Source organism: Belliella calami (assembly GCF_022549695.1).
Classification (GTDB): Bacteria; Bacteroidota; Bacteroidia; order Cytophagales; family Cyclobacteriaceae; genus Belliella; species Belliella calami.
The window spans coordinates 369,617-394,052 of record NZ_JAKZGS010000004.1 but is presented as its reverse complement, the minus strand read 5'-3'; the positions used below and the strand labels follow the sequence as shown (position 1 = coordinate 394,052).

Below are 24,436 nucleotides of genomic sequence, written 5' to 3'. Positions count from 1 at the left end.
ATTAATAAAAATGTCAACAAATAAAAAAGAAATCGGTTTTTTTGAAAAGTATCTTACGGTCTGGGTTGGGCTTTGTATCGTTGCAGGTATTCTGATTGGACATTTAGCAGGTGAGGATATCACCTTTTTGTCGGATATGGAGATCTACAATGTCAATATTCCAATAGCGATATTGATCTGGTTGATGATCTATCCGATGATGTTACAGATTGATTTTAGTAGTATCAAAGGAGTAGGAAAAGCTCCAAAAGGATTGATCCTGACTTTGGTGATCAATTGGCTGATCAAACCATTTACCATGGCATTTTTTGCTTGGATATTCTTTGACAAGTTGTACTCAGCTTATATTGATCCTGAGCTTGCTGGAGAATATATAGCAGGTGCTATCCTATTGGGTGTGGCGCCTTGTACAGCGATGGTTTTTGTGTGGTCTTATTTGACAGATGGAGATCCCAATTACACCTTGGTTCAGGTTTCTGTCAATGACTTGATCATCCTAGTAGCCTTTGTTCCTTTGGTTGGTTTCTTATTGGGAATCACAAATGTGACAGTTCCATATGGTACACTGGTTGCATCCGTATTGATTTTTGTGGTTGTGCCATTGGTGGCAGGAGTAATTACAAGCAAAATAATGATCAGAAGCAAAGGTGAAACATGGTTTAAAAATGAATTTTTGCCAAAATTCAAGCCTGTCAGTATTTTCGCCTTATTGCTTACTTTGGTGCTATTATTCGCCTTCCAGGGACCAAATATTCTGAACAATCCATTGATCATCTTGCTGATTGCAGTTCCATTGATCATTCAGACTTATTTTATCTTCTTCTTGGCTTGGTTTGGAGGAAGAAAATTGAAACTTCGACATGCTGTCTGCGCACCAGCATCCATGATCGGAGCCAGTAATTTCTTTGAATTGGCAGTAGCTGTGGCCATTGCTTTGTTTGGCTTGGATAGTCCTGCAGCTTTAGTGACGGTGGTTGGTGTATTGGTAGAAGTGCCAGTGATGCTTCACTTGGTGAGTTTGGCGAATAAGTGGAAGTATTAGGAGAGAATTTTTTGAATTAATTTTTGAAAATAACAGAACTAGATTGATGGTAATAGGTACAGCATGATCTACGCTTTGATTGAAATCATAAAGTATTATAGTAAAGAAATTACATTTTTTGCTTTTCACTTTTTACTTTAATTCTGGTTAGGTTTATTCTTTCATATTAAAACTTCTACTTTTCAATTTCTGTTAAAAATTAAGAGTAAAACTATTGATTTAGAATTAATTAAAATATTTTTTCTTTAGAAATAAATTTACAAAATGCCTATTGACAATGATTTAATTTCTATCTAATTTTCAAGAGATTATTCTTCCTATATGAAAAAAACCCTTTGCCTATTTGCACTTCTTTTTGCAGTCCAATTTCAAATTCAGGCTCAAAGTGAAAAAGCCACGGTTTATTTGCTAAGACCTGATGGACTTGATGATTTTGTCCCTTACTACACCTATTTCAATCAAAAATTAATAAGCAAGTTGGGCGAAGGAAAGTATTCTACTCACCAAATCGATCCAGGATTCTACGAAATCCATACCCAATACAGAGGAAAAATTAAGCCAGACCCTGAAACAGTTCTCTCACTAAAAATTGATTCAGGCCAAACTTATTATATTACCCTCACTACAAAAACAAAAGCCTTTGGAAAAGGGAAGTTTTACTGTAATCAAATATCCGAAGAAGAAGGGAAAAAATTGATAGGGTCTTCTGGAAAATAAAGATTGTCTATAAAAAAGGTCTACCTAAATAGGTCAAATAAATCCTTTTGCTTGATCACTGAAACATTCTAGTCCTCAAATAGAACCTCTTTATTTATTGCCATAAATAGCACAGCAACAGCCCTTTTTGTTTACTCATCAAAAACTTCCTGCCATAAAAAATTAACGCACCCCTTTCCTAAAATCAAGTGTATTCTTCAAGTTTTAATAACCTTAAAAAAATCATATGAAAAAAATAATTCTTGCTTTGAGCTTCTGTCTTTTTTTTACTAATTCGCTTGTTTTCTCACAAGAGGCTGAGAAAGCAGTTAGCGTCAAATTGCTTTTCGAAGGGGGCTTCGAGTTTGGTGGTGATGAAATATTACAAGTATTCTTTACCAATGGTGGTGATCAAAAGATGCGGGCTGGGCAGGGTATCAACCTTGGCCTTGGAGGAGAACTTCAATTTGCCAATTTAAAACAGTTTATGGTTCGCTCTGCAATAAGTTTGAAGTGGACTCCCACAGCAGCAGATGATGCAAACATTATGTTTTTGAGGTTCCCAGTCCACTTGACTCCGTTTTGGAAAATAAATGATGACTTCAGACTTGGGGTAGGTATTACAACGCATTTGAACCCAAAACTAAGAGGTGATGGCTTTTTCCCTGATGTCACTTACACCAGCACATCTGGACCGCGATTTGAGTTTGGATACAAGTGGGCAGCCTTGACATATACTCCTATGACCTATAAAAATAAACAAGGTGAGTCGTTCTCGGGCAATTCTATCGGCATCTCCTTTTCGGGTACACTTCCATCTAAGAGATAACTCAATAGAAAGTAATTTTACTCAATGAAAAGATTGGTTAGATGGCTGAGGAAATTTAGAATTGACAACTATTTAGTTTATAAAACCATTCTCTTTAAGTTTACTTGCAAGTTCTTTAGATATACGATCATACAATTCTGTAAATTGATCTGTACCTCTTCCAATGGCATCTGATTCAGCAATCCATACATTTTGGTAATCGTATTTATCTATCAAAAACATGTGAAATTCAGCATTTAGTCTTATTTCAGTATCTCCGTCTCTTACAAACTGCTCTGCTCTTTTGTCTTTTGTATGTATTAATAGAATTGCATCAAAGCTGATATTTTCTATGTTTTCCATAAAATCAGTATATTCAACGGGTCTGTGAAAAGGAAAAATCTGATCCGCATTAAAAATTTTAGTCTCTCCAAAATATCTCCGAATATGATATGAAAATCTATCCCTATTTTTTTGTTCATCCAAATTATTGAATCTGGCATTGATTACGTAGTTATAGTTTTCTTCATTCCATTAAAAAAAAGTTTCTTCAGAATCTGTAAATAACAATAACAAGGAATCATATTGCTTCACTTCTTCAGTTAACTTGTAACCATTCAAATTGACGGTTACACATGATGAAAATAGTGCTAAAATTGAGATAACTAACATACTTTTTTTCATACAAATAGTACTGTTATTTTATATTGAATGTTTTGGTTAAGTTGAAATATGTATGATTTTGGTGATTATCTCATAAAACATTGACTTCAATTTTAACCACAAGGAACACTAAGATTTCCACAAGGGGCACTAGGAAGGAAAAAAGTGTCATTTAGGGGAAAATTGCCGCCGTGCACTTTGGAAAAGTTAAACCCTCAGTAAACACGCCTAATTTTTCGAACGTAATCGAAAAATTAGGCGTAATTTTTCGATTATAATCTGAATATTAGGCTTAAAATTTAGATTACATGATTTATTTTTCTAAATTTATGAGTCAATTTTAGTATTTATGGTCAATAGAGAGCTTTTAAATAAAATCATAGATAATTGCTTCAAAGGAAAAGTGATCCTGCTGCTTGGAGCCCGTCAAGTGGGCAAAACCACCTTGTTGGAAGAATTGACAAAAAAGATCAACCAACCTTCCGCATGGCTCAATGCCGACGAAGCAGACATTCTTGAGGCATTCACCGATGCGAAGACAAGTACCCAACTGATTCAATTAATAGGTCCTAACAATAAGTTGGTCATAATCGACGAGGCCCAACAAATCCCAGATATTGGTAAAAAGCTAAAATTGATATACGACAGCAAAACTGAAATCCAAATAATCGCAACAGGTTCGTCTGCATTTGATCTCCAAAACAATACAGCAGAACCGCTTACCGGACGGAAGAAAACTTTCCAACTCTTTCCTTTGAGCTATTCTGAAATAGCCCAAAACACGTCTCCTTTGGAAGCAAAGAGGCTTTTGGATACCAGATTGATTTATGGCTCGTATCCAGATGTAGTCAACAACCCTGGAAATGAAAAGGAAATATTGGTAGAAATAGCCCAAAGCTATCTCTACAAAGACATTTTGCAAATTGACAATATTCGCAAACCAAGCCATATAGATAAGTTGCTCAAAGCTTTGGCATTTCAGATCGGAAGTGAAGTCAGTTATCACGAACTTGCCCAGACGGTTGGAAACATTGATACAGCCACTGTAGAAAAGTACCTTGACTTATTGGAAAAAGCTTTTGTTATCTTCAAACTTCCTGCATTCAATAGAAACCTTCGGAATGAAATCAAAAAGGGCAAAAAGTACTATTTCTTCGATAATGGAATCAGAAATGTCCTGATCAATAATTTTACAATTCCTGAAATGCGTTTGGATAAGGGAGCTCTATGGGAAAACTTCCTCATCACAGAGAGAATGAAATCCAACCATTACAATCGTAAGTTTGTCAACACCTACTTTTGGAGAACCCATGACAAAGCAGAAATAGATTATATTGAAGAAGAAGGTGGAATACTTGATGCTTATGAATTCAAATGGAAAGATCAAAAAGCAAGATTTCCAGCATCTTTTCTCCAAGCTTACCCTGAACACCGGACTTCATTGATCAGTAAGAGCAATTTTGAAGAATTTCTATTTCAATAAGTAACTTTTCCAAAGTTTAAAACTTTGGAAAAGTTAAACCCCAAAATCTACAAAAATTTCAAGCTTTATTGATCTGCCACTTGTGTTGAAAACCAATCTCCAGAAAATAAACCTTATTTTATAGTTGTTTTTTATAACTAAAATCATTACTTTGATAATGTCCTATTTTCCACTTTTTAAAAAAAGAGTTATGAAAAAGTTAAAATATTTAAGCTTACTCTTGGTTGCTTTTTTTATAATTTCAAAAAGTTATTGCCAAATAGAAAAAGATAAATCAGAAAAAAATCTTGTTGACGTACCTGATTGGTTCTCTGAAAGGGAAAAGGAAAAGATTCGTAAAATTGAAGCTATGGATACTTTAGGTTATCATGAGCATATCCAACTTTCGGTTTCTTATGCTGAAATAGGATCAGATTCAGCGAAAGTTGAAGCTCTGATAGATTCGGCATTGAGACTAAATAAAGTTGAGTCCATTAAAACTTTAAATTTTATTATCGAAAAACAGAAAAACTGGAGACTGTCCCAGAAATACAGCGAAATAGTAAAGGAAAAACTTCGAAGATATGATTTTGAAAATTTTTAGATTTTGGTTACTTTTCTTCATGTTTTTTATCATCTGTTTGTCAACCAACGGACAAGATTACTATACCCGAATAGATTATTTTCCTGTGCAAAAGAGCGATGTCTCTGATGAAAAGTTTAGAAAAGCCAATTACATCTTAGAACAAACTTATGCATCCATCAAAAAAGATAGTTCCAACATTGTATATGCAGACCATTTCAATATTGCTACTGCTTTTTCCTTATTGAGAGAACCAAAAGAAAATATAATGAAGGAATTAAACCTTGCACAAGAAAAAGACTTGAAATCAACAGCTACAGTATTTATTATGGCTGTTAAATCTCCTGAACATTTTCAATTAACCCAACATGAATTTGATTCTTTGCACAGTAAGTTTCAACATATATATAATAAAGAAAAGTTGAAAGTAGAAAGCTTCAATATTGATGAATACTTGTCGGGTGAAAAGTATGATAGAGATTTAGTAGAAATAATGTATTTGCTTGACAAGCATGATCAAAAATATCGAAAAAATGAGTTTATTCCGGAGCTTCAAACTCCACTAGATATTAAAAATCAAACAATTATAGACTCATTGTATAATCAATTTGGTAAATATATTGGAAGATCAACTGTTGGTGAAAAATTTGAACATGTCATGTGGTTAATTATTCAACATGCCAATATTGATATGCAAGAAAAATATCTTCCAATTGTATATACTGCAGTCCAAAACCAAGATCTAAAAGAAACTCCATTAAAAATGCTTATTGACAGAATCTACTCTCGAAAATATGGATACCAAATTTTCGGTTCTCAAATGGGGGTAGATTTAGCGGAGGAAGAAGTTATAAAAGATGTGAAAAGAAAATATAATATAAATTAAAAAACTGTTTCTATGAGAAAAAATTAAAATGAAAACTATATAAAATCATTAAAATTATAAGACAATTCTACCATTAAAGATGTTCTAAAAAAATGTTTTTTAGAGGTTCTCATTATTTATTTTTTGAATAGTAACATTTTAAATATAAACTTTTATAACAATATTATTATGTGTTTTAACAAATATTTGGAACGTTTAAATCGAATGCAAACACTTATAAAAATGAAGGGAACGGGATGCCCTTCTAGCTTTGCTTCAAAAATAGGAATTTCTAGAAGCGTTTTAATGGAACACATTCGCGAAATGAAAGAAATGGGAGGACCTATCGGGTATTGTAAATTCAGAGAAACCTATTACTATTCCCAAAACTGTGAACTCAATATAAATGGATACAAAATAGTTTAAACTATCTTTCTAATATTTTTAGCCTGCAAAAAAGCCCATGTTTTAGGAGTGTAAATATGGTTTACTTGACATTTGTATGATGTTAACAAGTTTATTTGAGCGTTTACAAAATCACGAATACAGTTTTCAGCTATTCTAATTCATGTTTTTCTAAATTTTAAGAACTACTTTAGAACTACTAATAAATATTTTAATCAGGCAAACTAAAATGATTTTCTTCATACAACTATTACTGGGTTTTTATAATGAAGATTTTGGTTGAGAACAGTTTTAGGTCTTATCTAAAATAAAACTTTTCCAAAGTTTAGAACTTTGGAAAAGTTAAATCCTCAGTGAATACGCCTAATTTTTCGAATGTAATCGAAAAATTAGGCGTATTTTTTAGATTATAATCGAAATATTAGGCCTGATTTTCTTATTTCAACCTCAGCTTCACTCCTCCATTGATCACAAAGCCATCCAATGGCGCATAGATTTCCCTGAAATTTGGATTGTCTATACTGCCTGTGAAAATGGTATCAAAACGGGTTTGACGGGCATCTAGGAAATTCTCGAAATTAATAAATACCGAAAATTTCTCCCAAATCTTCTCCGCCATAAAACCCATGATCCAATAGGACTGCCCCACCGAACCATCACTCAAGCGCTGTTGGCTGAAATAATAGGATTCCCAGCCTATTTTCCACTTATCATGTACTTCGTAGAATAGCACGGAATTGATTCTATGTTTTGGAGTCAATGGATTATCTCTAACAACTCCATTGGAATTGATCCTAGCATGGGTATAGGTATATCCCATAAACCATTTGAAATCCCTAAACATCCATTTGACATTGGTCTCTGTTCCTTTGGTATCACTATATCCGTCAATGTTTATAAAACGATAATCTGTTCCACCTACTTGCTCCAAGAACAATGGATTGTTCAGATAAGTGTAGAAAAACAAATGGTTGACACTGAAAAACAGTTGGTCATTGAACAATGAAGTCTTGTAATTCACATCCCAATTGAGTCCATAACTTTTCTCCAAAGTATTGAAATCAGTATCGATTGGTTGGATATTCTGATACTGCAACCTTTCACTTTCTTCAGTGAAAATCGTCGGTGCTTTGTATCCCAAACCTCCACCAAATCTGGAACTGAAATTCACATTTGCCTTGTACATCAAGGCTATCCTCGGCAATACTGCCAGCCCATAATCCAGTACATAATCCGTCCTCAAACCAGATTCTAATACCCACTTTTGACTCAAGTTGGTATTGTTCTGAACAAAAGCACCGAAAGTAGTCAAATCATAATCTCTCACCGGAAAATTATTGGTCTGTTCTTCCTTGAATGCTTCCGTCCAGAGATTCCCTCCAAGCACCCAATCTGTAGCTTCACCATCTATCTGGTAATTGATTTCAGTAAATGTAGATTGCTGCACCGCATTGAAATCATAAGCATTTGTCCCCAGTTTGCGGTTGAAAACATTGTAACTGTTTTTTACCTGAAGCCTTTTCTTTTCTTCTAAGCGATGGTTTAGGACAAACTGAGTGCTGAGCCTTTCACTTTGGTTACTTTCAAAAAAAGCATCTGGATTTGACCGATTTCCCTTAAGATAATCCATATTTCCTCCAACTCTGTCTTCCAAAGACAAGTTTACCCCAAATTCCAAGTCTGTGGATTTGGAAGGATAAAGAAAGACTTTTGGATTGAAAGTAAAGCGGTCAAACTTCGGAATGGCACTCAATCCAATTGACGATGGATCAAAAGGAGAATTGGTGTTGTAAGCAGCAAAGATTGTGGTACCGATCTTATCATTTCGCTTTCCATAAAACCCAGAGGCATCAAAACCACCAGCATTGGTACCATTGAGCACAAAACTCAGCTCTCCGTTTTCAGTAGGTCTTTTTGAGATCAGATTGACCAAACCTGCTATAGCTCCTCCACCATAAAGTGTAGATGCCGATCCTTTGATCAGCTCTACTTGCTGCAAATCCAAAGGTGGGATCTGCAAGAGACCCAATCCACTTGCCGCACCAGAATAAAGCGGAAATCCATCTTTTAAGATTTGCGTGTAGCGGCCATCCAACCCTTGAATTCTGATACCAGCATTGGCTGAAGTTGGGGAAGTCACCTGTACTTGAATCCCAGTGCTTTCACTCAAAAGCACCCTGATGTCTCCAGGCTTCATATTGACTTTTTCGTCCAACTCTTCCCCTGCGATAAATTCCACCCTGGTAGGGATATCCTCGATGGTTCGCGAACTTCTGGTGGAAGATACCGTCACAGTCTCCATCTCGTCATGAGATTCATGCAACAGCACTTCCAGCGGTATTTCACCAACATCATCCGGCCAGTTGATCGTGATCTGCTTCCTTTCATAACCAAGAAACTGAAACCTCAATGTCAATTTTCCAACTGGTGGGTTTGGGAAAACAATCAAGCCATTCTCATCTGAAACAGCACCCTGCTTATTCTCCAAGATGAGCATAGAGACTCCTATCAATGGGGTATTTTCGTGTTCGTCTTTGACTACTACCTGAAGGTCTTGAGCCATCAAACAGCAAGTAAAGCTCAGCCAAAATAGGCCAAGCATGCAGATTTTTTTCATAAGTAAATATTGTAATATGATTAAAAATAAATTTTTACAATCCTCTCAGTAAGAAATGGAAATTGCAATCTTACTTTATGAAAAAGAGGATGTATAGACTCCTTAAGTGCGTATATTTCTACAAAAGGAATTAGAAAAATTTAAGCAAGCTTGGGTGGTTGCCAGATTTGGATGTTGGATGTTGGGTATTTTGATTGGATCAAAACAGTATTTGTAATTTGGTCAGGCTCAAATTCTAGACTTTCAAACTGCCAAATCATTTGATAAACAAAAAGCGAACAAACTTTGCACACCGAAAAAGGCGGGCAGCACTGATTTTCTGCATGATCCGATTCATGTTGCTCTGTGTGCTCAGGTCCATGATCGCAGTGATCTGCTTCGTGAAGAGGCGCGACCATCAGTAATATCATGTACACTATTAAAAGAAAGGAAAAGCCCTTTTTCATCCTTTAAATGTAATGAAAAAAATAAAAATTTAAAGCTTTTCATAAGTCCATTCGTTTTTTACTTTGTCATATCTTGCCCTATCATCAGGAAACTCCACATATTCTTTGTTAAGAAAGTAGCGATCCAAATTTTTAAAATACATCAAGTCTTTCCAAAGATATGTGCCCTTTTCTTTGATTTCATCTACAGGAAGCATAGGAGTGTTTGCAATTTCTTCAAAGTCGATCAATTCGAAGTCATTTCCTAGTTTGAACTTACCCAAGACGCCTCTTCTATATCCCTTTTCGTTTCTAGCGGGTCTGATAAGTTGGAAATAATGAGTACTATCTTGATCAATAAAGTAATTTAAAAATTCAAAATTCTGGATTTGACCAACATAGAGTTTTCTATATTCCAAATCAAATTTCTTTTTTGGATCTACACCCCTTGGGACTTTATAGATATATGTAACAATATTGGTAAGCAAAGTATCTTGTTCACTTTTATCAAAGTAATGTGATATTTGATGTTTTTTATCCTCACCATCACAGGCAACAATAGAAAAAACAGCTATCAACAAAAACACTCCTAATGCAAAATTCTTCATGGAAATTATATTTTATTCAAAAAGCCAAGCCAGCAATGCTGACTTGGCCTTAAAATTAAGGTATTAATAGATTAGTCTCTGTAAACAGTATTTCTGCTGAAATTTGCCCATCCTTGAGTCCAGTCTTCAGAAGTTCCGAAAGCACCTGCATGAGGTACTTGCTCAAACTGACCGAACCAAGTACTCTTAGTGCTTGATTGAACAAAAGGCACATTGTCCCACTTAGCACCAGTTGCTACAGGCTTACCTGCTTCAACAGTAAATGTAGGAGTACCAAGATCGAAAACAGAAGGGCTGATACCAAGTTCATCCCAAGCTCCGTAGAATTGATTTCCAAAAGCTGCAGTATTGAACCAAGCTAGTGCATTGAATCCAGGAACAGTCCATCTGATAGAGTGACCTCTTGGCTCAGAACCAGGGTGGTTACCTCTAGCTACGCCATTACCATCCAAGAATGGCAAACCAGTTGCTTGCAAGTCAGGATAACTTGCAGAATTCAAAGCACTTTGGTGATCAAAAGCTCTATTTGTATCATAAGCCTTTCCAAAACCGTTTCCACCCCAGCCTCTAACACCAGCAAGGAATACGTTTCTCAACTGCAATTCGTCATTCTGTGCAAATTGAACTGTATTGTTTCCATCTATAAAAATTCCCATTGGGTAACCTGCGATGATTGAATTATAAATCTTCAATTTACTGCTTCTTCTAAGCTGTGCACCATGCTGGAATTCTGCTGAAATAGAAGTTTCTCTCACTTTTTTTGGACCGATGATAGTAATGTTAGAGAATACAGATGAAGTGTAAGGCTCTCTCAACTCACCACTACCATTGTTATCTACTTCAAAACCATTAGAACCTGATTGATCTGCGTCTTTTGCATCTCTAATACCGATAGCAAACTGAATGTTTCCACTGTGACCCAAATCTACATCAAAGTCGTCATCCAAACCTCTATAAGCGATCAAATATCTTCCGTCAACAGAACCACCAAACCACTCAAACTGATCATCAAGACCAAATGAAGCCTGTACATACTCTACAACAGTCCCTCTACCCACACTACCTAAGGTAAGTGTATTAACCTCTTCATTTGGATTGATAGGAATACCAGCCCACTCAATTCTAACATATTTCAATACACCACTGTTATCAGCATCATTTGTACCACCATGCCATGCAGCATAGCCACCTTCAAGCTGAACACTTGGCCCTTCATTGTTGCGAGCTCTACCGCAAAGTACTACACCACCCCAGTCACCTGGAGTTCTTTCGCCTGGAGCATTAGCCGAAGTAAATACAATTGGCTCATCCTGGGTTCCTTCCGCCATTATTTTACCACCTCTTTGAACTACCAAAGTACCTTTCGAAGCTTCATCACCAAAAATAACTGTTCCTGGCTCTATAGTAAGGACACCTTCTGTTCTTCCATCGTCAGTCGAAGGAGTTTGTCCTGCAGCAGGTATAGGACCTACTCTTACAAAACCAATCAAATAGTAATCCTTATCAGCTGTCAAAGTAACATTTCTCTCCTGAATATAAGTACCTTCAATACCAGAAACGGCAACCCCTACGATATGCTCATCATATCCTGGAAGCTGAGTAGTTCCACCAACTTGAACTCTTGGTTTAGGAGGTGTTGCAGTTACATTTACTGCCAATGGAGCAGAAGTAGCAGCTCTATCTAACATATCCGTAACTACGAATGTGAAGTTTACTACCGCGCCAGCACTCAAAGTAGGATCAATTGTATATTTAAATTCATAAGACCCAGTAGTGCCAGAGATGTTTACATCAGGGAAATTACTATCTGGTGCTCCATTTTTTAAAATTCTGAATGATTTCACACCTTCTGGTGCACTTACAGAAACTAATGCTGAAACCTCAGCTCCAGGAATACCACTTATTGTACCTGGGTCAGACGATACAGTAGGAGGTGCGCCTGCTGGCCTTTCATCATCACCACATGACACCAAAAATAATGATGTCAGAAGCAAGGCAGAAATTGAAAACAAACCAATAATCCTATTCAGTTTGTTGCTTTTCGTGTTGTTGTTCATGATTTTAATTAAATTGTGTAAAGTTAAAATTCGTATGTAAATCCTATTGAATATTGCGTCCCGAGCTTGTACCTTCTAAATATTTGATCATTTTTCCTATCAAAGACCCCATCTTCATTACCATCTTGCAAGAGCAAAAACTCTTGATTCAAGATATCTTTGACACCGGCTTTTACTGAAAGTTTTTCAGTCAATGACTTCCTTATAGAAAGATCAAGTACATTTCTTGGCATTTCATAAGTGTCAGGTATAGCTCCTGCGCCAACCAAAAGAATTCTTTTCCCAATTACATTGTAGTTTAGGTTTACTTGAAGTCCAGTAATTTCATCATCATAAGAGATCCCGGTGTTTACTATAAAGTTTGACTGTCCCTGTAATGGCCTGTCAGTAGCTCTCAAAAGCAAGGATAAAGAGTCACCAAGCGTCACTTGACTGTCAATAACAGAAATGTTGGCGGTGAGACTCACTTTGCTGAAAAACTTGGATTTGATAACATTTGCCATAGACTTTCTGACATCTACTTCAAAACCTCTAGCATATGCACTTTCTGTATTGGCGAATAAGAAGGTAGATTGCTCACTTCCAAAATTCCCGTACAAAGACTCTATAGGGTCTCTGAAATCTTTGTAGAACAAAGCGAAAGAAACTGTTTCCGTCAAACTTGGATACCATTCCCATCTCAAATCATAATTATGGATAGTCGCATTTCTTAGGAAAGAGTTACCTGCAATAGTGGCATCAAATACGAAATCAAAAAACCCGAATGGTGCTATTTCTCTAAACTCAGGTCTGTTTAGTGTTTTACCATACACACCTTTCAAGACCATTTTTTGATTGATATTGTATGCTAATGTCACTGATGGTAAAAAATCAACTTGGTCAATCACAACAGGATCTATTGGAGGTGTGCTAGTACCAGGCTGAAATCTATCAGGGCTTCTAAGTTCTTGCTTGTTGTCCTCTACTCTAACCCCTCCTGATAAATTAAATTTTCCCAAAGGCATATTCAATGACAAATAGTAAGCCCTTAGTTCATTAGTAGCTATATAAAAGTTACTAGTAGTAAAATTTTCTCCAAGTCTAATACCGTTTATACTGTTTATATTCTCAGGCTGAAATAATTCATCGATATCGGATTGAATAAGGCCTTCATTAAAGTTAGGAGATCTGCTGAACCCAAGATTTCTTGCGTCAAACTCCCTCTCTCTATTTTCCAAATACACTCCAGCTTTAACCATAGGTTTGAAACCAGTATTTGAATTTTGATTAAATTTCTGCTCGAAATTGATAGCGCCTGAGTAGATATTCTCGCGCATAGTGGAGTAAAATTTCCCCAAGAAATCAGGTGTCTGACCACGAGGAATAAAAAGTACTGACTCACCCGTTTCTTCGTCCACCACATTCTTTCTATAGCGTCTATAATCTGGCAATTCATTAAATGTCATACCATAGCCACCAACCCATTCCAACTTTCCTGTTTCATCAAAAAGCTTATGACTACCAACCAACTGACCTGAATAAACCCCTCTATACTCATTGAAAAAGGCAAAATTATTCTGCTTAAAACCTTGGGCAATCTGATCTCCAAAACGATCAATAAAGTCATGTGTGGTCAACCTTTGGTAAAGATTTTTAAGCTCGATTACATTCTTATCATTGATCTTCCAAGCCCAATTGAAAACAATACCGTTGGTAATCTCTTGTCCATACTCTACATCTTGAAAAGCATATCTTAACTTAGGTTCATTTGTATCAAAATCATAGGCTTCAAAAGCATTGTTTTCTACATTAAAAATCGTTTTTGTATTGGAATATTGTATGCTTGTAGTATTCCCGATCTGCATCCCTTTTTTTCCAATGTCTTTTCTAAAAGTATATGTAAGACCAAGTTTGTAATCCAAACCTGAATTATAGTTGCTTTCACGCCAATTATTTGGCAATGACCTTCCTGCCTGATCAATCTCTGCTGCTGACAAGCCTGTCAAGCGCTCCGGGAAATTTCCCGGCAAATTATTTACCTCATCATTCCAACCAGTCCAGTGACTTGACCTTCTCTCCTCTGCCCTAAAATCTTTTAGTGAAGTCCCTTGTCTGAAACCCGTGGAAACATCTAAAGTAGTACTCGTCTCCTCTGGAATACTTTTCGTGAAAATTTTCACCATACCACCTGAAAAGTCACCTGGCAATTCCGGAGATGGACTTTTGTAAATCAATATTTGATCAATAATATTGCTTGGTACAACATCAAGAGAAAATGACCTCACATCAGGCTCCATACTTGGAGTATTTATATTGTGGAGCTGGGTAGTATTATACCTTTCATTTAATCCTCTTATCACAATAAATCTATCTTGGACTACAGTAACTCCAGGAATTCTTTTGACTACTTGTGATGCATCACTATCTAATGTCCTTTTAATGGATTCTGCTGACAAGCCGCTTACTACCTGAACACTCTCTTTAATATTTCTTAGCAGAGATATGTCTGAAGCAGTCTCTCTAACTGCTGTCACAGTAACTGAAGCCAGTTCAGAAATATCTTCATCAAGGCTTATTTCTACAACCTTTGAATTCCCCGCAGAAACCTGAACGGAAACTTTTTGAGTGGAATACGTTATAAATGAAACAATTAGAGTATGCGATCCAGCAGGAACATTGGATATTTCAAAATCCCCGTCCAAACCAGTGGCAGCACCTTTGTCAGTCCCTTCCAATCGGACATTCGCTCCAATAATTGTCTCTCCAGTATTTACATCTTTTACAACACCTTTGATCGAGCCTGTTTGTGCTGAAATGTAATTCGAAACAAGTAGGAGTAAAATTGTTAAGAGTAATTTTGTATTCATGTGATTCTTCTTTGTACAGCAGTATTTTACGTGACAAAGATGATTACTCAATGTAAATTGAGTAGGTACAAAAAATTATCAAATCATTAAATAGTTGGTCTAAAAATGAAAAACGCCATCACAATATTTTCATATTGCAATGGCGTCTATAGGTAAATAAAAGTGTAGTAAGTGTAAATTAACTGAATTTGAACTATTTCAATGTTACGCTTTTGTTAATTGGAATTTTATCAAGGATAATCTTGATCAAATCACGCGTATTGATATTGTCTGCTTCCGCTTCGTAATTCAGTATAATTCTATGATTCAACACATCTTCAGCGATCTCTTTGATATCTTCTGGCAATACAAAATCTCTCCCATCCATAAATGCAACCGCACGGGCAGCCAAGTTCAGATTGATACTTGCTCTAGGTGACACACCAAACTGAATGTATTTTGCCTCTTCCTTCAACCCATATTTCTCAGGGAATCTTGTGGCGAAAACCAATTCAATGATATAGTTTTCCAATGGTTCTGCGATTTTCACTTCATTGATCTTATTCCTGATAGCGAAAATATCCTCTTTGGAGAGAATAGCGTTGACTTCAGAATTGAAAGTCATATTGGCCATTCTTCGCATTACTTCCAATTCATCACTCTTCGATGGATAATCTATGTGAACTTTCATCATAAATCTATCCACTTGTGCTTCAGGAAGTGGGTAAGTACCTTCTTGATCTACAGGATTCTGTGTTGCCAATACCAAAAACGGTCTATCCAGCTGATAAGTAGTATCCCCTATCGTAACTTGCTTCTCCTGCATAGCTTCCAGTAGTGCCGATTGTACTTTTGCTGGGGATCTGTTTACCTCATCTGCAAGGATTATATTGGAAAAAATAGGCCCTTTTTTGACTTCAAAATTTGCCTCTTGTTGATTGTAGATCATGGTACCAATCAAATCAGCAGGTAAAAGATCTGGGGTGAATTGAATTCTTCTGAAATCTAAATGAAGCACTTTGGCCAAGGTATTTACCGTAAGTGTCTTTGCCAAACCTGGCACACCTTCCAACAACACGTGCCCATTGGTAAACAAGCCAATCAAAAGTCTGTTGACCATTCGGTCTTGACCTACTACTATTTTCTTTACTTCTTCTATGACCTGTTGTATCTTCTCCTGATGCATGGGATGTTTAATTATTTGTTTTATTTCTTATGTTGATGAAGTCTGAAACTAAATCAAACTTGTGACATATATCTACTTGTCAATAGTCAAAGGTCGTCTGACAACAGCGTGTTAGCGCACAAGCTTCTACAAATTTGAGAACGTAATTCATTTTATTACTGTAGATGAAAATTCAAAACGTTAATTTCTCCGATGACAACTATCAATGAAATGAACGAGCAAGCTTCATCAATCTTATCTCAAATAGGTTTTTTCTTGATTCTTTTTTCAAACTCAGGCTAAATTAGGACAAAATATGTTTTAAGCCAAAATGTAAGTCCTAGGAAGCTGATCTTTAAGTAATTTTTAACAATTCGTAGATTGACTTCTTATCAAATTCACGGATTTCTCCGACTTCATAACCTGCAATTAGCAAATCTTCCATGGCATATCGTACCAATCGGAGAGTAGGAAAACCGACCGCTGCAGTCATTTTTCTGACTTGTCTGTTTTTGCCTTCGATCAGATTGAGTTCAATCCAAGAATCGGGGACATTTTTGCGATAGCGAATAGGCGGATTTCGTGGTGGAAGAATCGGTTCTTCTTCGAGCAAAAGTGCTTTGGCTTTTTTGGTATGGTACATTTTTCCATCTACATTTATCTCTACTCCATTTTCCAGTTGGGTGATCGCTTCTGAAGTAGGAATACCTTCTACTTGTGCCAGATATGTTCTTTTGTGTGCAAAGCGGGGATTGAGCAGATGGTGATTGAGGGACTTGTCATTGGTCAGAAGCAGCAAGCCTTCACTATCCTTGTCAAGCCTACCAACTGGATAGACATCAGAAGGAAAATCACCAAGTTCTTTCAAGGTGTTGGCATCACCACTAAACTGACTCAGAATTCCAAAGGGTTTGTAAATGATAAAGTATCTGTTTTGTGGCATAGATTAATGATTTGCTTGCAAAACAAATTTAAGATGGAATTTACTTTTCTCTTTTCTGTAAAGGCTTCTTTTTTAAAAAATATCTGTTTGACCTTCTCTTGGGATGGAGTCATTGTTTAAATTTTATCTCGACCTATTTTAATTGGGTTCTGTCTAGTATCAAAAACATCAGCAATTTTTATAAATCTATTTTCCACATCTACAGAATAAATTAATTTATAGTTTTTATAAATCAAGTATTTCCAGATTTTGATTTTTAAAGATAAGAAATTTGAACTAAAATTCAGACCTGGTTTAATTCCAATTCTTATTGAATTCAAGTTTAGAAAAGTTCAATTTGATTTAACAGTTCTTCGTTGTTATATACAAATCCACCAACAATTGTTTTTTCAATGGTTGTAATATTTTTGATCTGTTCCAATGGATTTTTTGTCAGGATTATCATTTCTGCATTTTTCCCTACTTCAATAGTTCCCCAAGCACTACTTTGGTCAAAAAAAAGAGAAGGTGTGACAGTTGCTGATTTTAAGATTGTAAAATTGTCAATCCCAATATTGCTCCAATGAATCATTTCTTCATATACATTGAATCCATCCGCCTGAAAACTATTTCCCGCATCTCCACCAATCAGAAGCAAACAATCATTTTCATATAGTTTTTTCAAAATACCAATTTTTAGATCGAAACTGGATTTGTACCCATCTCTGGACTGTAAAACCTTTTCTTCCCCTCCAGCTTCCTCAATTGAAAATAGATACCTCTCTTCCCAATTATGGGTCAACTTCTTTGGAAGGAATTGGTAGGTTAGTCTATTCTTATAAGCTTCTGGATATTGTAGATTATAAGCCATAACATCCCAATCAAGTGTAGGGCAATTAAAAATGTGCTTCTCTTTTGTCAAATGAATTAAACTGTCAAGCTCCTCTTCAGTACTTATCCAGTTATAACCAGCCAAATGTTCTATACTCTTGAAGTTTCTTCCAAGCACTTCTTCCATTGGATGCATTTCTGCCTTACCAAAAGCCAAATAAACGGGATAGTGTCCACAGATTATGACACCATGCTCCTCGGCTGAATCAGTCAGGTTGTTAAAAGTATCTTTATCTGTGACGCTAAATAATTTAATGAAATCAATTTTGCTTAGTTTGATTTGTTTCATCAAACTATCGGCTCGATCTTTCGAATATATTTCACCACGTCTTATAATATGACTAATATGGACATTGGGGCTTACCAGATACTTTTTTGCTTCCACCTGTTTTTTCAACTCTATTTGGGAAGCTTTACTGTTCATTATCCGAATTTGTGTCACTCCTGCTGCTATGTTTGCAAGCAAAAGATTTTCAATTTTATCATCTTCAGGTAAATGTACGTGCATATCAGCGAGTCCGGGCATAAGAAATTTACCTTTTCCGTCTATTATGTCAGTTTCATTGTTTTTTGGAAGATCCTTGTAATCGCCAATTTGTTTGATCTTACCATTTTGAATCAATATGCTTTTTTCTACAAGCAAGGTATCCGACGACATGGGAATAATGCTAATATCCCTAATTAGCACATCTTGTGAGAGTCCTTTTGCAACAAAAATTATTGCAAAAAATACTGTAAGTTGGATTTTCATTAGTTTAAATTAGATTTCGAAGTTTTTAAAAATTAATTCCGATTACAAAAATCAATGCTGAGCTTCACTGCAAGACAGCTTTCACCCTTACTTTTTTGAACAACTTGTTTTGGTAAGCAACTCCATCATGGGGGATTGCATTGGAATAGGGATCATCAGCATCTGAGATCTCGATGATTTTATATGATTTTTGTTTAAAATTCTCTTTGAGATTGTGGAGAGCTAGATTTTTAAAACTATTGGGAGTCAATTTATGTCTTTCCAAAACTTCCCTTTATACTTCTTCACCAAAGCAATTTACCTTATATCTATTAAATTTCATCTCTTTAACTCATAATTCGTACTTCTACCACCTGCTGGTTCTTTTTTGAGAATTTCTTTAGCTATTAGGTCATTTATATCCCGAATAGCAGTGTCTTTAGAGCATTTGGCGATTTTTGCCCACTTGGAAGAGGTCAAGTTCCCCTCAAATTCGTCCATCAACATATTCAATATTTTACTTTGCCTTTCATTGAGCAGCGTTTTTGAATGTTTTGCCCAAAAATCTGCCTTGAACAACACCTTAACCAAGGTAGCTTCTGCGGCATGCAATGCATTGATCAGGCAGTTTAAAAACCATTGGATCCATGCTGTGATATCAAGATTTCCTTTTTGCGTCTTTTCTAAAATTTCATAATACGCTTTTCTTTCAATTCGGATTTGGGCCGACATGCTGTAGAAGCGTTGATTGCTTTTATCGGATTGGGCTAAGAGCATATCTGTCAAAGCTCTTGTGATCCTACCATTTCCATCTTCAAAAGGGTGGATCGTAACAAACCATAAATGCGCTATCCCCGCTTTTAAGACCAAGTCGATTTCATTATTGCTACTGAACCAATCTAAAAACTGACGCATCTCTTTCTCAACCAACGCAGCATCAGGAGCTTGAAAATATACCTTTTCTTTTCCCAAAGCACCAGAAACTACCTGCATGGGTCCCGTAGAGTCTTTTCTCCAATCAGCTACAGTGATTTTGTACATTCCGCTCCTACCTGTGGTAAATAATGCAGCATGCCAATCAAAAAGTCTATCCACGGTCAAAGGCTGAAAACAATTAAGAGTAGCATCGACCATCATTTCAACTACACAATCCACATGCCTATCCGATTCGACAGAACCTGCTATTTCTAAACCCAACTTTCTAGCAATTGAAGAACGAACCTGATCTGGATTGAGATATTCCCCTTCTATTTCAGATGATTTCAGTACATCAAGCGTCAAGGTGTCCAACATCGCTTCATTTCTTAAATCAAGACCCAGGGATTCCATTTTTCCCGATAGCCTTCCCTGCAGATTTCTGGCTTGACTCAATAGATTGATAATCTCTTTATTTTTCCAATGAAAAGATGGCCAATTAGCATTTTGATGGATATAAGTCATTATTCGTTGCTTATTTTACAACGAATATAAACAAGGATAGTCGAATACAAAATTAATCGCCGCATACTTTGCATCGAATAATGCTGTTAATCGTTGCATAGATATTTTGAGCTGACTATTGGGGGAAAAGCATAGGTTAAGCAATAGATTATCAACACAATGACAACTTAAAAACTAACTAGAGGGTTGAAAGAACTACATTTTATACAATTTTTTTTTACTGATTATCAGAAAGTTATAAAATCGCCATAAAAAAAATTTATGTTTTATGTTTTATGTTTTATGTTTATAATTGAATATCAAATCATTACAAAATAACTGCGCAGTGATTTTTTTAAGATTTGTTTACAGGCTTTTGCCACAAAATAAATTATTTCACTTACTAAATTTTATCACTATGAAATTACTATCAAAAACAGTGACTTTAATAGCACTATTCCTAATGATTGGAATAAGTTTTAATCCAAATTCTTTTACATTAAATGCACAAACAGAAGAAGAAGCTGAAACTATTGACTCAACCGAATACCGTCATTTTACACATACTCGGTATTATTTTATGTTTTGGAGTTGGGATGCTATATACTGTGCTAGATCAGGTGGAAGTTGTTTACCTGATGTAGTAGTAACTCCTTAAAAAATCATATATGAAATCTTTTCAATACTTTAACAAAGGGGGAGTCCCCCCTTTGTTAATCCTTTTTATATTAAGCCTTTTTTTATCCTGTAATGGTAATCTTGAGTACGACTCTAAGCTCCAATATACCTTAAAAAAAAATGGTCACGTCGATTTTGCATTAGATGATCAAACAAGCATGTTCATGAACCATATTCAACATTATGATTTTAATGGTGAAAATTTGCTTACTTTTTTAAATGAATACAATAACTCCATATACATTTATGATGCAAAGACTTATTCATTTATTGAATCAATAGCATTTGATGTTAATGGTCCAAAGGGAGTTGGTAAAATACAAGGATATTCATTTCTGAATAGATATACCATTTGCCTAATAGATACATACAGATATAAGGCTCTTTTTTATGATGTTAGTGACAAGGAGCATCCAAAGAAACTAAGAGATATTTCTTTCACTACTGGACTCATAAACCCTTCAAATGGAATGTCAACTGAAACCAATGCCAGTATCCCTTGGATGAAAACTTACTCTCCAAGTTTATTCTTGAAAAATTCAAACCTTTATATTAGTGGACTTCCTGAATCATCTTCCAAACCTACTTCAGAGTTTAGTATAAACCTTTTTTATATAAATTCTCAGGATTCTTTATCAAAATTTTCAGTTTATCCCAAAAAGATGAATGATGGTTTTTGGGAGGATGGAGATATCCCAAGGATGGCACCTAATCTAGATTCCACGGGAATTATTATCACTTATCAATATTCAAATTCAATTGGAAAAACTCAAAATATGGTACAAAACCCAAGTTTTGTAAACCCTACAGGTATTTTCAAAGAAACTAATCAAGTATTTCTTTCAGAGCCAACGAGAGAACAAATTTTTAATCGTTTCTTAAATTCATACACGGTATATAATATTCTTGCTGACCCTTATAGAAACGTTTATTATAGAATAATTGAAGAACCAAATTTTTCCGAATTAGAAAATAATGGTGAAAGAAAAGACTCAAAGAAACCAATTGTTCAAATTTTTGACAAGGACATTAACCTTATTGGAGAGGTATCTTTACCCAATTATGAATATCTGTACAATATGTGCTATGTAAGCAAAGAAGGTCTAATGATTTCGCAGCCAAAAGTCAACTATACAAAAATGGCAATGGATGAAAACACTTTACGCTTTATCTCATTTAAACTTGAAAAACTACAAAAGTGATATTAAAAAACTCATCAGAAAAAGTAAATCTTTTTGTAAACCAATTGCTGAAATTGATTCAAAAGGAGTAAAATTCATATTGAACTAAAACCCTAACTAATCCTACTCCAATTGATTTCATGCTTCTTTTGAGCGCGGATTTGTCTTAGAACTAAGGCATTTTCAGGTTGGGAGAGATCGGGGTCGGATTGTAGGAGTTCTTGGGCCGCATCTCTTGCCAAGGTCAAGATTGCTGCATCTTTACTCAAGTCAGCGATCAACAAATCAGCAACGCCACTTTGCTGTGTACCCATCAAATCACCTGGACCTCGAAGCTTCAAATCAACATCGGCGATTTCGAAGCCATTGTTTGTCCTTACCATGGTATCTAAGCGGATTCTGCTGTCTTTGGAGAGCTCGTATTTGCTCATCAGAATACAATAAGACTGATCAGCCCCTCTACCTACCCTCCCTCTCAACTGATGCAATTGAGAAAGCCCGAATCGTTCTGCATTTTCTACGACCATCACCGAAGCATTGGGCACATTCACCCCCACTTCGATCACTGTCGTGGCTACCATGATTTTTGTTTCTCCTTTGACAAATCGCTGCATTTCGAAATCCTTATCGGCAGCTTTCATATTCCCATGCACAATACTGATTGGGTACTCGGGAAATGCCCGACAGATACTTTCATAGCCATCCATCAGATTCTTTAGATCCAAAGTTTCTGATTCCTCAATCAATGGATAAACGAGATAAACCTGTCTTCCCAATTCGATCTGCTTTCGCATAAAACCAAAAACTTTCAACCTGTCTTTGTCATATCTATGCACAGTTTGGATCGGCTTTCTCCCCAAGGGCATTTCGTCAATCACTGAGATATCCAAATCCCCATACAATGTCATCGCCAAAGTACGTGGAATCGGCGTAGCTGTCATCACCAAAACGTGGGGAATAAACCTTTCATTTTTCGCCCAAAGCTTAGCCCGTTGAGCTACACCAAATCTATGCTGCTCATCGACTATGGCCAATCCAAGGTTTTTGAATTGCACAATATCTTCTAGCAAGGCGTGGGTTCCGATGATGATATGGAGATCACCCGAAAGCAATGTTTCGTGAATTACTTTACGGGCAGATTTCTTAGTAGAGCCAGTCAGCAGGGCAATATTCAAACCCATCAAATCGGCATATTCTTTCAGTCCTTCAAAATGCTGATTGGCCAAAATCTCCGTCGGTGCCATCAAGCAAGCTTGTGCTCCAGAGCTGATTGCTATCAAAATACAAATAAATGCCACCATGGTTTTCCCACTTCCCACATCCCCTTGGATCAGGCGATTCATTTGTTTGCCAGATTTCATATCCGCAAATGATTCCCTAACCACGCGCTTTTGTGCTTCTGTCAATTCAAAAGGTAAATGCTCTTTGTAGAATTTGGTGAGCAACTCTGTCTGATTGAGGATTTGCCCTTGGGATTTTTCCGTTCGGGTAAGCTTCAGCTTTAGTAGCCTCAATTGTACGTAGAAAAACTCTTCGAATTTCAGTCTATACCTAGCTCTTTTGAGGATTTCGGGGTTTTCGGGAAAATGGATTTGCTTAAGTGCTTCTTTTTTGGGGATCAGATTGAAGCGTTGCAAGACATTCTCGGGCATTGTTTCCTGAATCTGAGGATAGGCTGTTGCGACAAGCCCTTCCATAATTCTTGATATCCCTTTAGAATCTAAATATTTAGCCCTGAGTTTTTCAGTAGTAGGATAGACAGGTTGAAAAGAATTCCGCTCTTCTTGGGCAGTTGTGAACACATCCATCTCTGGGTGGGCTATGCTAAACTTCCTGCCAAATTTGGCTGGTTTGCCAAAAAACACATAGACAGCTCCCGTCACCAGCTTTTTGACAACCCACTGAATACCTTTGAACCAAGTCAGTTCCATTTCTCCAGTCTCGTCAAAAATATGGGCTACGAGCCTCTTTCTTCTACCTTCTCCTATTGTCTCTACACTTCTTACCCTAGCGATGACCTGCACATGGTCAAGGTCTTCATTCAATTCTCTTATTTTGAAGAATTTTGTACGGTCTTCGTATCGAAAAGGGTAATGCTGTATCAGTTCACCAAAAGTGAAAATATTCAATTCTTTATTGAAAAGGGCGGCTTTTTGCGGACCCATTCCTTTTAGAAATTCTATCTTGGTATCAAAGAATCCGGACAATGATAATTGGCTTTGGTTGAAAAGTCACAAATTAAGTTATCCAATTCGAAAAAGCTAAAACCAATAAAAAAATGGCTACTGATAAATAAGTAAAATTGATTTCAAATCCCGCCATAACCAGCTGTATAATATAAATACGATTTCAAATTAATGGTTATCCTTAAGCGCATAATTTATCTAAATTGCA

General features: G+C 36.1%; 19 protein-coding genes. 8 read left to right on the top strand and 11 right to left on the bottom strand.

Annotated elements, in window-relative coordinates:
- Nucleotides 1-10: 10 nt before the first annotated feature.
- The 3 genes from arsB to MM236_RS08325 all read left to right on the top strand — a co-directional run bounded on the left by arsB (nt 11) and on the right by MM236_RS08325 (nt 2,567).
- Nucleotides 11-1,042, top strand: a complete 1,032-nt coding sequence (gene arsB / locus MM236_RS08335) for an ACR3 family arsenite efflux transporter (protein WP_241274502.1) — start codon at nt 11-13, stop codon at nt 1,040-1,042.
- Between the two features lie 321 nt (nt 1,043-1,363).
- Nucleotides 1,364-1,759 carry a DUF2846 domain-containing protein gene (locus MM236_RS08330; RefSeq protein WP_241274501.1) on the top strand — a complete coding sequence of 132 codons (396 nt, stop codon included), beginning with the start codon at nt 1,364-1,366 and terminating at the stop codon, nt 1,757-1,759.
- A 226-nt stretch (nt 1,760-1,985) separates the two neighbouring features.
- Nucleotides 1,986-2,567: a hypothetical protein gene (locus tag MM236_RS08325; protein ID WP_241274500.1), complete on the top strand. Its 582-nt coding sequence runs from the start codon at nt 1,986-1,988 to the stop codon at nt 2,565-2,567.
- Nucleotides 2,568-2,639: 72 nt separating this feature from the next.
- Here the strand turns inward: MM236_RS08325 and MM236_RS08320 are convergent, their stop codons facing one another.
- The gene (locus tag MM236_RS08320) at nt 2,640-3,032 is read right to left on the bottom strand and encodes a hypothetical protein (RefSeq protein ID WP_241274499.1); all 393 of its coding nucleotides are present in this window, start codon (nt 3,030-3,032) and stop codon (nt 2,640-2,642) included.
- A gap of 526 nt (nt 3,033-3,558) precedes the next feature.
- Here MM236_RS08320 and MM236_RS08315 point away from each other — a divergent pair.
- The 3 genes from MM236_RS08315 to MM236_RS08305 all read left to right on the top strand — a co-directional run bounded on the left by MM236_RS08315 (nt 3,559) and on the right by MM236_RS08305 (nt 6,140).
- The gene (locus tag MM236_RS08315) at nt 3,559-4,692 is read left to right on the top strand and encodes an ATP-binding protein (protein WP_241274498.1); all 1,134 of its coding nucleotides are present in this window, start codon (nt 3,559-3,561) and stop codon (nt 4,690-4,692) included.
- Nucleotides 4,693-4,882: 190 nt separating this feature from the next.
- Entirely contained in the window at nt 4,883-5,275 is a 393-nt protein-coding gene (locus tag MM236_RS08310) for a hypothetical protein (protein ID WP_241274497.1), read from the top strand.
- On the top strand, nt 5,256-6,140 hold the full coding sequence (locus MM236_RS08305; protein WP_241274496.1) for a hypothetical protein: 885 nt from the start codon (nt 5,256-5,258) through the stop codon (nt 6,138-6,140). The genes MM236_RS08310 and MM236_RS08305 overlap by 20 nt, the downstream gene beginning before the upstream one ends.
- Nucleotides 6,141-6,960: 820 nt before the next feature.
- Here MM236_RS08305 and MM236_RS08300 read toward each other — a convergent pair.
- The 9 genes from MM236_RS08300 to MM236_RS08260 all read right to left on the bottom strand — a co-directional run bounded on the left by MM236_RS08300 (nt 6,961) and on the right by MM236_RS08260 (nt 20,207).
- Nucleotides 6,961-9,141, bottom strand: a complete 2,181-nt coding sequence (locus tag MM236_RS08300; RefSeq protein WP_241274495.1) for a TonB-dependent receptor — start codon at nt 9,139-9,141, stop codon at nt 6,961-6,963.
- Between the two features lie 475 nt (nt 9,142-9,616).
- Nucleotides 9,617-10,174, bottom strand: coding sequence for a hypothetical protein (locus MM236_RS08295; protein ID WP_241274494.1), 558 nt, complete (start codon nt 10,172-10,174; stop codon nt 9,617-9,619).
- Between the two features lie 71 nt (nt 10,175-10,245).
- On the bottom strand, nt 10,246-12,231 hold the full coding sequence (locus tag MM236_RS08290; protein ID WP_241274493.1) for a beta-helix domain-containing protein: 1,986 nt from the start codon (nt 12,229-12,231) through the stop codon (nt 10,246-10,248).
- A gap of 23 nt (nt 12,232-12,254) precedes the next feature.
- On the bottom strand, nt 12,255-15,077 hold the full coding sequence (locus MM236_RS08285) for a TonB-dependent receptor (RefSeq protein ID WP_241274492.1): 2,823 nt from the start codon (nt 15,075-15,077) through the stop codon (nt 12,255-12,257).
- Between the two features lie 193 nt (nt 15,078-15,270).
- A complete protein-coding gene (locus tag MM236_RS08280) occupies nt 15,271-16,242 on the bottom strand; it encodes an AAA family ATPase (RefSeq protein WP_241274491.1) in 972 nt (323 codons plus the stop codon).
- 334 nt (nt 16,243-16,576) lie between these two features.
- Nucleotides 16,577-17,164 carry a pseudouridine synthase gene (locus MM236_RS08275; RefSeq protein ID WP_241274490.1) on the bottom strand — a complete coding sequence of 196 codons (588 nt, stop codon included), beginning with the start codon at nt 17,162-17,164 and terminating at the stop codon, nt 16,577-16,579.
- Nucleotides 17,165-17,486: 322 nt separating this feature from the next.
- Nucleotides 17,487-18,785: an amidohydrolase family protein gene (locus MM236_RS08270; RefSeq protein ID WP_241274489.1), complete on the bottom strand. Its 1,299-nt coding sequence runs from the start codon at nt 18,783-18,785 to the stop codon at nt 17,487-17,489.
- Nucleotides 18,786-18,849: 64 nt separating this feature from the next.
- Nucleotides 18,850-19,050, bottom strand: coding sequence for a hypothetical protein (locus MM236_RS08265; protein ID WP_241274488.1), 201 nt, complete (start codon nt 19,048-19,050; stop codon nt 18,850-18,852).
- Nucleotides 19,051-19,103: 53 nt separating this feature from the next.
- The gene (locus MM236_RS08260; RefSeq protein ID WP_241274520.1) at nt 19,104-20,207 is read right to left on the bottom strand and encodes a Fic family protein; all 1,104 of its coding nucleotides are present in this window, start codon (nt 20,205-20,207) and stop codon (nt 19,104-19,106) included.
- A gap of 394 nt (nt 20,208-20,601) precedes the next feature.
- Between MM236_RS08260 and MM236_RS08255 the strand changes: the two genes are divergently transcribed.
- Nucleotides 20,602-20,841, top strand: coding sequence for a hypothetical protein (locus tag MM236_RS08255; RefSeq protein ID WP_241274487.1), 240 nt, complete (start codon nt 20,602-20,604; stop codon nt 20,839-20,841).
- Between the two features lie 10 nt (nt 20,842-20,851).
- Nucleotides 20,852-22,063, top strand: a complete 1,212-nt coding sequence (locus tag MM236_RS08250) for a DUF4221 family protein (protein ID WP_255742351.1) — start codon at nt 20,852-20,854, stop codon at nt 22,061-22,063.
- Between the two features lie 92 nt (nt 22,064-22,155).
- On the opposite strand, the gene recG is transcribed toward MM236_RS08250, so the two are convergent.
- Nucleotides 22,156-24,249: an ATP-dependent DNA helicase RecG gene (gene recG, locus MM236_RS08245; protein WP_241274485.1), complete on the bottom strand. Its 2,094-nt coding sequence runs from the start codon at nt 24,247-24,249 to the stop codon at nt 22,156-22,158.
- Between the last annotated feature and the right edge of the window lie 187 nt (nt 24,250-24,436).

What these genes read in the sequence shown, in the direction of transcription:
- arsB (WP_241274502.1), top strand. Translation starts at nt 11, where the DNA reads ATGTCAACAAATAAAAAAGAAATCGGTTTTTTTGAAAAGTATCTTACG.
- MM236_RS08330 (WP_241274501.1), top strand. Translation starts at nt 1,364, where the DNA reads ATGAAAAAAACCCTTTGCCTATTTGCACTTCTTTTTGCAGTCCAATTT.
- MM236_RS08325 (WP_241274500.1), top strand. Translation starts at nt 1,986, where the DNA reads ATGAAAAAAATAATTCTTGCTTTGAGCTTCTGTCTTTTTTTTACTAAT.
- MM236_RS08315 (WP_241274498.1), top strand. Translation starts at nt 3,559, where the DNA reads ATGGTCAATAGAGAGCTTTTAAATAAAATCATAGATAATTGCTTCAAA.
- MM236_RS08310 (WP_241274497.1), top strand. Translation starts at nt 4,883, where the DNA reads ATGAAAAAGTTAAAATATTTAAGCTTACTCTTGGTTGCTTTTTTTATA.
- MM236_RS08305 (WP_241274496.1), top strand. Translation starts at nt 5,256, where the DNA reads ATGATTTTGAAAATTTTTAGATTTTGGTTACTTTTCTTCATGTTTTTT.
- MM236_RS08300 (WP_241274495.1), bottom strand. Translation starts at nt 9,141, where the DNA reads ATGAAAAAAATCTGCATGCTTGGCCTATTTTGGCTGAGCTTTACTTGC.
- MM236_RS08295 (WP_241274494.1), bottom strand. Translation starts at nt 10,174, where the DNA reads ATGAAGAATTTTGCATTAGGAGTGTTTTTGTTGATAGCTGTTTTTTCT.
- MM236_RS08290 (WP_241274493.1), bottom strand. Translation starts at nt 12,231, where the DNA reads ATGAACAACAACACGAAAAGCAACAAACTGAATAGGATTATTGGTTTG.
- MM236_RS08285 (WP_241274492.1), bottom strand. Translation starts at nt 15,077, where the DNA reads ATGAATACAAAATTACTCTTAACAATTTTACTCCTACTTGTTTCGAAT.
- MM236_RS08280 (WP_241274491.1), bottom strand. Translation starts at nt 16,242, where the DNA reads ATGCATCAGGAGAAGATACAACAGGTCATAGAAGAAGTAAAGAAAATA.
- MM236_RS08275 (WP_241274490.1), bottom strand. Translation starts at nt 17,164, where the DNA reads ATGCCACAAAACAGATACTTTATCATTTACAAACCCTTTGGAATTCTG.
- MM236_RS08270 (WP_241274489.1), bottom strand. Translation starts at nt 18,785, where the DNA reads ATGAAAATCCAACTTACAGTATTTTTTGCAATAATTTTTGTTGCAAAA.
- MM236_RS08255 (WP_241274487.1), top strand. Translation starts at nt 20,602, where the DNA reads ATGAAATTACTATCAAAAACAGTGACTTTAATAGCACTATTCCTAATG.
- MM236_RS08250 (WP_255742351.1), top strand. Translation starts at nt 20,852, where the DNA reads ATGAAATCTTTTCAATACTTTAACAAAGGGGGAGTCCCCCCTTTGTTA.